This is a genomic window from Candidatus Methylomirabilota bacterium (assembly GCA_036002485.1).
In the GTDB taxonomy this organism is placed as follows: domain Bacteria; phylum Methylomirabilota; class Methylomirabilia; order Rokubacteriales; family CSP1-6; genus AR37.
This window is the reverse complement of record DASYTI010000220.1, coordinates 1-7,295: the sequence shown is the minus strand read 5'-3', so window position 1 is coordinate 7,295 and position 7,295 is coordinate 1. Positions and strand designations below refer to the sequence as shown.

Sequence of the window (7,295 nt, the reverse complement as noted above, 5' to 3'; positions counted from 1 at the left end):
CGTCTTGCCCAGCTCCTCGGTGATGGTCAGCACCGACAGCTCGCGCACGGTCACGATGGCCTTGCCGCCCATCAGCACCTTGACGAGGGACTCCTCCCCCGTCTGGATGCGATCCCGGTCGAACACGGCGTCCTTGAACTTGAGCGGCAGCGTCCCGGGCGCGCTGGCCCGGGCCACGCTGGCCTGGCCCTGCAGCGTCGTCACCACCCCCAGCTCGGGCGCGGCCTGCGCCCAGGACAGAGTGGGGGAGAGCAGCAGAGCCATCGCGATGACGAAGCGCGAGAAGTAGCTCATTGCCTGCTGATGATATGGCGCTCACCGTGAGAGCGCAAGCGGTGGATCGCGATTTACCGGGCGAGAGCTGGTGTCGTGACTCCTGGCTTGGCTCCGTGAGCCGGACTGATGGGCAGGATGAAACCTTTTGGCAGCTCGAAACCGATCGGCATGCCCCCACCTGTCACGGATATGACACTATTGGCTTCTTCTGCTTTCACTGCGGGATAAATTTTCCCTATGTGCCAGCCGGCGCTCGACGAAAATCGGCTCGGGGATTCGGCACGGCGGAGCCGATCAGCGTTGCTGTCCCCGCCGAGATGCTCCAAGTCTTGGTCAGTGAGAGTTGTGATGGGCCCGATCACCCCGTCCGTGATGGTGACGCTCTGATGGCCGGCGAGCAGCAGCGTGCCGCCACCGTCAGTAACGTCAACGCGGCCCGAGACGACGTGAATGGCCGAGACCATGGGTCCGTCGTCCGCGATGCTTCGGCGATGAGTACGGCACCGCGCGTCGATGCTCGCGCACCCGGAAGGTGGAGCTCGACCCTTTCCTCGGCGTGCATGCGCCGCCGGGCCACGGCGAGGGCCACGGTGCCGCCGGCGAGATGGAGACTGGCGAGGCCAGCCTGATCGGCGATGGCCAGAGAGGAAAGCTCCCGCACCGTTACCACCGCCTTCCCTCCCAACAGGAGGCGCGCCGAGGATCGTTCGCCCGTGCCGATTCGGTCGCGGTCGAAGACGGCGTCCTTGAACGCGAGGGTGCCCACCTTGTCGGGCGCGCCGCGGCTCACCGTGACGTGCCCGCTCACGCGGGTGACGGTACCCAGGCTCCTCGCGGTCTGCGCGGAGGCGTGACCAGGAAGGAGGACGGCAGCGGCCGCGAGGAGCCCTAGTCCTCGCGAGAGGTCACATCGCCTCACTTGCCGACGACGGCGACCCTGGTGTTCTTGCCGTCGACGGCGATCAAGGCGGTGCTGGGGGAGGCGAGCTTGATCGTGCCCGACGCGGGATTGCGGACCGGCTCGCCGCCGATGACAACATTGGCCGCGGTGGCCCCGCCCGTGAAAGCGACCGGTATGCCGCCGACAAGGGCGCAGGGGCCGCCGCAGAGGCTATTGGACACGGAGAGCACGCTCCCGCCCGTACCGGTGAAGGCCACGAGCGCGCCCGATACCTGGAGCACCGAGCCGCCCGAGAGGCTCACGAGCGGACCCGACAAGAGGGTCAGGGTGCTTCCACTGCCGAGCGAGATCAGGTCACCCGTGACCTTGAGCGCGCTGCCGCCCGAAAGCGCGAAGGCGGCGCCATTCGTGATAGTGAGCCGGCTGGCCTCGAGGGCCGTGATGGGGCCCGCGCTGGTGACCTTGCTCTTGGCCGTGAGGTCCAGCAGGCCGCTGGCCGCGGTGAGCTGGGCGCCGCGGCGCATGTTCAGGATGGGCAGGCTCGCCGCGAGGAGGGCGGTGTCGACTCGGAGGACCGCGCGCGTGGTCACCGTGGCCCCATCGAGGTCGAGCAGCGTACCCGCGCTCGTGAGCGGGCGCTGGGTGGCGAGCTTGAGCCCCGTGTCGGCGTCATTCTTCGTGCGCTTGGCCGAGAGCTCGATGATGGCCTCACCGCGTCCGGTCGCGATGGAGTGGGCGCCGCCCGAGAGCTCGATGAGCTCGTCGGTCGACTTGGCGGTGGTGACGCGGCCGCCCGTGGAGACCCGGAGCAGCGAGCCAGTCGTGGTAATCGGCGCGCTCTCGGCCGTCCAGAGGGAGCTCGCGAGGTTCAGCCTGCCCGACTTCTCCACGACCACGCCCTCGGTGCCGGGGGCGAGGGTGAGCGAGCCACCCTCGAGGGCGAGGAGGCTGGTCTTGGCGGTGCTCGTGAAACGGCTTCCCTTGCCGTCGACGGCGAGAAAGGCCGCGCCGTCGGCGCTCAGATCACTCTTGGTGGCCGCGAGGAGCGGGCCGCCCGTGGTTACCTTGGCCTTGGCGCCCGAGACATGCGCGAGCTCGGGGGCGGTGACGGTGCTCGTGTCGAGTCCCAGCAGCGCCACCGTCGCCGTCCCCGTGAGACTGCCCTGGATGTCCGCGATGGCCGCCCCGAACGCGAGCGTGCTCGCCGAGGTTTCGAGGAGGCGGCCGTCGAGCGTCGCCTTGCTCTTGCTGTCGACGGTGTAGAGGGAGGTGGCGAATTTCCGACTTTCCCCGTTGAACGAGTAGAGGGCCGGGGGCAGACTTGACGGCCCCACGTTCAGCGTCGGGATGGGCGGCACGAGGGGCGGTTGGGTGACGGCTCCGCCGCCGCCGCTACCACCGCCCACGCCGGCCGTGTCCTCCGCCGCGGCCGCGAGCTGAGCGATGCCGAAGACGTCGGCGGCGGTGTCCGGCGGGCCGCTCCCTTGGGTCTCGCCGCCGGGGAGGTTCTCGCCACCTCGAGCGCCCACCGGCTGAGGTGTCGGATCCGGGGAGAGAGCAAGCGCGAGCGCGCGGGCCTTCAGGCCCTCGGGGCCGCTCACCAACCGGGCGACGGCGTCGGCGCCACGCGGATGCTCGGCCTCACGCGCGCTCAGATCACCAAACACCGCGCCCATGGCCGCGGGTGAGAAGGGCTGGAGGGGGCCCGCCGTGCTGCCGGTGACGCCAATGCTCTGACCCGCCCCCACGCGGTTCGGCGGCGTGCCCGGAGCGGCGTTTATCGGAGTGACGTCCACGATGCCCTTGACGACGTGAACATTCGTGACGAGCGGAAGGCCGCCGGCGGCCGGCCGGATCAGCTCGACGACGAAGACGGTGCCCCGCACGGCGGCCACGGCATTGGGCGTGCGCACCTCGATCTCGTCGCCGGGCTGCATGCGCTGGCGTGCCACGGCCAGGCCGATCTTGCCCGAGGAGAGTTGGATGATGGATTTCCGGTGGCCCTCGGTGACGGTGAGCTCCGAGAGCTCCCGGATCGTCACGATGGCCTTGCCGCCGAGGAGCACGCGAACCAGGGACTTCTCCGCAGTGGCGATCTTGTCGTGCTCGAAGACGGTGTCCCTGAAGCGGAGAGGCTGGGACTGAGAGGCGCGGGCCAGCGTGGCGGTGCCCGTGAGTGTGGTCACCACTCCGAGCCCTTGGGCGCGGGCGGGGGAGGGAGCCAGGACGAGCGAGACGGCGAGGGCAACCGACAGGCTGCCGTGCTGCCTCAGCATCTGGTTCGCGCCATGGAGCCTCCGCCCTCTGGTTGGCTGCCCACCTAAGAGCCTCGATAGACTCGGCTAAAAGGGGGAAGCAAGGCGCCTGCCACGAGGACGGTTGAACATTGGCTGAACAACGGCGTGAAATCATTAGGGCGATGAGCGTGGCGGAGCCCCTTGGCCAGACGGGCACAAACAAATTCAGACATCCCCGACAAAAATCCGTCAGAATCTCGTCGCGTTCCGCTCAGGGGTCATCGGTGGCGTCGAAGGTCGCCCCGTGGCGCTCCACGGCCAGATCAAGGTGGTATGATCAGGGCTCCACCATGTTTGACATCGGCATCCAAGAGCTGGTCCTCATCTTCGTGATCGCTCTGCTCGTGTTCGGTCCGAAAAACCTGCCTCAGCTGGGCCGCTCGCTCGGGCGCGCGATGCGCGAGTTCAGGCGCGCCAGCGCCGAATTCGAGTCGACCATCAGGACCAATCTCCAGATCGACGAGCCCGACCCGCCCCCGGCGCCCGCCAGCACCGCCGTTGATACTTCCACGGTCGCCACCGAGGCGACGGCGCCGGGCACCGGAGGGACCGAGGCCCTCCCCGACTCGGCGCTGGACCCTCACGCCGTCTCGCCGACCGCCTCCGAAGCTCCCCCGGGCGAGGCCTACGTGGCTCAGCGGGGTTCGAGACTCTTCCACCAGCGGGACTGCACCTGGGTCAAGCGCATAGGCGAGGTGGACCGCGTCTATTTCAAGCGGGTGGTCGAAGCCAAGGATGCGGGATTCATGGCGTGCCCGTCCTGTGAGCCCTGGGAGCCAGCCTAATTTTTTTGCTTGCCTAACTCAACGGATGTTGACTATCATGCTGTTGAGTAGATGTCTGGCCACGCGTCACCTCGAAGGAGTCACCGCTCGAGCCAGGCAACCTTCGAGACAGGCAACCATGGAGGGGGCAGGGATTGAAAGAGCTCACACATCGGCAAAAAGAGGTGCTGAGCTTCATGCGGGGCTTCACCGACAAGCATGGCGCTCCACCCACGGTGCGGGAGATCGCTGAGCGCTTTCGCTTCACGCCCAGGGCGGCCTTCGATCACCTCCGCGCCCTCGAGCGCAAGGGCGAGCTGCAGCGACGCGTAACGGACAAGCGCGTGTCGCGCACACTGACCTTGACCGACCGCGGTCACAGCCGGCGCGCCTCGCGCGAGATTCCCGTCCTCGGCCGGATCGCCGCCGGGCAGCCGATTTTCGCCGCGGAAACCCGAGAAGAGACCATCCCGGTGCGGCCGGAGTGGCTCGCGGCCAAGGGCGGCGAAGTCTTTGCTCTGCGCGTGAAGGGCGACAGCATGATCGAGGCGCATATCGCCGATGGGGACCTCGTCCTCGTGCGGAAGCAGGACGTGGCCATCGCGGGCGACATCGTGGCGGCCCTCGTGGATCAGGATGCGACGGTCAAGCGCTTCGCCACCGAGGGAGGCATGGTCGTGCTCAAGCCGGAGCATCCGACCATGAAGCCCATCGTCGTGGATCCACGGCGCGCCGACTTCCGCATCCTTGGCAAGGTCGTGGGCCTGTTCAGAGACATATAGAGCGGCCAGGTCTTTCGAGACGCCAGGTTTGTCGAGACGAAGGGACAGGGAGGCAAGGAGGGTTCAGATGCTGGCAGCGAAGATGCTGGTGGCAAAGACGAGACGCCGAAACCGACGGTCCACTCGGCGCGCGGCGCGCCCGCGCCCCCGCATCTACGTCGGCCGCACGGGCACCCGACGCGCGGCCGCGACGATTTTTTTGCGCGATGCGACTCAACAGGGGGCGGCTCGCTCGCGGCTCGCCGACTGGCTGGGGGCGGTGGCCATGCTCGGCGGGATGGTGGGCTGGGGCATGGTCCTGACGCTCCTCGGCGGCTGAGCGCTGGCCGGGCAGAGCGAGTGGCGGGCCCGCGGGATCAGCGCGCGGAGCGACTGTCCGCCCCGAGCTTGCCCCTTCTCGCCTCCCAGGGTTTCAACTCGACGAAAAGATCGAGGATGTCGGCATCGATGGCGCCGGCCTTGCGCTCCTGACCGAGAATGTCCAGCGCGCGGTCGACCGGCACGGCGGCCTTGTAGGGCCGGTCGCTCGCCGTCAGCGCGTCAAAGATGTCCGACACGGTCATCATCCGGGACTGCATGGGGATCTCGGCGCCGCGCCAGCCTTCGGGATAGCCCGAGCCGTCAAGCTTCTCGTGATGGGAGCGGGCGATGGTCGGCACATCCCGCAGCTCCTTCGTCCACGGGATGCGCTTGAGGAACTCGTAGGTGTAGAGCACATGCGACTGGATCTGCTTGAACTCATCCCGGGTGAGGCTCCCGCGCGGGATCGAAAGGATCTCCGCCTCGGCGGGCGTGATGACGGTCAGGCGGTCACCCAGGTGGTCCACGAAGGCGCGGCCCGCGATGCTCCGAAGGTCTGCCGCGGTCTGGGCCGGCATGACCGTGGGCTCGTTCGCGGCGGCCACCGCCTTCATGTGCGTGTCGATTTCCGCCAGGAGCGCGGCCAGCTCGGCGTCCCACTCGTCGGCCCGGGCCTCGAAGCCGTCACCGCTCCCGCCTCGGAGGGAGTCGAGCTTGCCGCGCAGGAACTTGAGCTCCAGCCCGCGCTTCAGGATCTCGGAGCGCTGGCGGATCAGCTCGAGACCCAGGGGGGCCAGCTTCTTGGCCTTGACGAGGACCTCCTCGCGCACGCCGACCTTGCCGAAGTCGTGGAGGAGCGAGGCATAGCGGATCTCGCGGATCTGGTCGAGGGTGAAGCGGACGCTCCGGAAGGGGCCCGTGGAGACGCGGTCAGCGGCTTCGGCCAGGGCCACGGTCAGATCGGCGACGCGGAAGGAGTGGCCCGAGGTCGTGGGGTCCCGCGCCTCGATGGCGCTGACGGAGGCGCTGACAAAGCCCTCGAAGAGGGCGCGCACGCTTTCGTAGTGCCGGCTGTTCTGGAGGGCCACCGCCGCCTGCGAGGCGAGGGAGGCGGCCAGGCTCTTGAAGCGCTCGGGATATGGCAGGGCTTCGGCCTCGATCTCTTCGGGGGAGGCGAACCGCCGCGCGTGGTCACGCTTGCAGTTGATGAGCTGGAGCACGCCGATGACTTCGTCTGAGGGAGTCTTCATGGGCACCACGAGCATGGACTTGGTGCGGTAGCCCGCGTGCTTGTCGAAGCCGGTATTGATGTGGTAGCGCGCGCCGGGGGGCGGCACATAGGCGTCGTCCAGGTGGACGATCTCTCCCGTCAAGGCGACGTGGCCGGCGATGCTCTCGTCGCTGATGGGCACGTGAGCCGCAGCCGGCCTGGCCGGGCCCGGCCCACCGAGCGGGACGGACGCGGAGTCGTTCTGAGAGATCTCGAAGCGCAGGCGTCGCGGGGCGCCTTCCGGCTCCTCCACGAGATAGATCGAGCCGGCGTCGCTGTGCGTGATCTCGCGCGCTCTCGAGAGAATGAGACGCAGCAGCGTCTCCACGTCCCGCTCGGCGGAGAGCCGGATGCCGATTTCGTTGAGCTCCTCGAGCTGTCGCCGCGTGTCCTCGGACTCACGGCGCAGGCGCGCGTGGTCGAGGGCCTGGGCGAGGACGCGCTCGAGGACCGGCCGGGTCACGGGCTTGCGCAGGCAGGCGTACCACGCGGAGGGCAGCGCGGCCTCGAGAGGCGGCGTGGCGGCCAGCGCGATGACCGGCACATCGTGAGCGCGAATGCCCGGCGAGGCGACGAGCTCCGGCGAGTCGCTGTCGACGTCCACGAGAAGGACGCCGGTTTCGTCGGCGGCCAAGGGCAGAGGGACGCCCTCTGCCATGGCGCGCCCCTCGAAATCATCGGGCAGCGCGGCCACCAGGGCGGCCG

At 68.6% G+C, this 7,295-nt stretch carries 7 protein-coding genes; 3 read left to right on the top strand and 4 right to left on the bottom strand.

Going from position 1 to position 7,295, the window contains the following annotated elements:
• From VGT00_19635 to VGT00_19625, 3 genes are all read right to left on the bottom strand, one after another.
• Nucleotides 1-294: hypothetical protein (locus VGT00_19635; protein HEV8533643.1), on the bottom strand; the 294-nt coding region annotated here is incomplete at its 3' end.
• Between the two features lie 340 nt (nt 295-634).
• Nucleotides 635-1,084, bottom strand: coding sequence for a hypothetical protein (locus VGT00_19630; GenBank protein ID HEV8533642.1), 450 nt, complete (start codon nt 1,082-1,084; stop codon nt 635-637).
• A gap of 107 nt (nt 1,085-1,191) precedes the next feature.
• The gene (locus VGT00_19625; GenBank protein HEV8533641.1) at nt 1,192-3,453 is read right to left on the bottom strand and encodes a FecR family protein; all 2,262 of its coding nucleotides are present in this window, start codon (nt 3,451-3,453) and stop codon (nt 1,192-1,194) included.
• A 311-nt stretch (nt 3,454-3,764) separates the two neighbouring features.
• On the opposite strand from VGT00_19625, the gene VGT00_19620 reads away from it, so the two are divergent.
• From VGT00_19620 to VGT00_19610, 3 genes are all read left to right on the top strand, one after another.
• Nucleotides 3,765-4,259 carry a twin-arginine translocase TatA/TatE family subunit gene (locus VGT00_19620; GenBank protein ID HEV8533640.1) on the top strand — a complete coding sequence of 165 codons (495 nt, stop codon included), beginning with the start codon at nt 3,765-3,767 and terminating at the stop codon, nt 4,257-4,259.
• A 134-nt stretch (nt 4,260-4,393) separates the two neighbouring features.
• Nucleotides 4,394-5,020: a transcriptional repressor LexA gene (lexA, locus tag VGT00_19615; protein HEV8533639.1), complete on the top strand. Its 627-nt coding sequence runs from the start codon at nt 4,394-4,396 to the stop codon at nt 5,018-5,020.
• A gap of 67 nt (nt 5,021-5,087) precedes the next feature.
• Nucleotides 5,088-5,339, top strand: coding sequence for a hypothetical protein (locus VGT00_19610; protein ID HEV8533638.1), 252 nt, complete (start codon nt 5,088-5,090; stop codon nt 5,337-5,339).
• Between the two features lie 37 nt (nt 5,340-5,376).
• Here VGT00_19610 and VGT00_19605 read toward each other — a convergent pair.
• Nucleotides 5,377-7,295, bottom strand: a 1,919-nt coding sequence (locus VGT00_19605) for an HD domain-containing phosphohydrolase (protein ID HEV8533637.1), incomplete at its 5' end; no start/stop codon positions are given.

Bases quoted from the DNA above. Each gene is read 5' to 3' on its own strand.
- VGT00_19625 (HEV8533641.1), bottom strand. From the start codon at position 3,453: ATGCTGAGGCAGCACGGCAGCCTGTCGGTTGCCCTCGCCGTCTCGCTC.
- VGT00_19620 (HEV8533640.1), top strand. From the start codon at position 3,765: ATGTTTGACATCGGCATCCAAGAGCTGGTCCTCATCTTCGTGATCGCT.
- VGT00_19610 (HEV8533638.1), top strand. From the start codon at position 5,088: ATGCTGGCAGCGAAGATGCTGGTGGCAAAGACGAGACGCCGAAACCGA.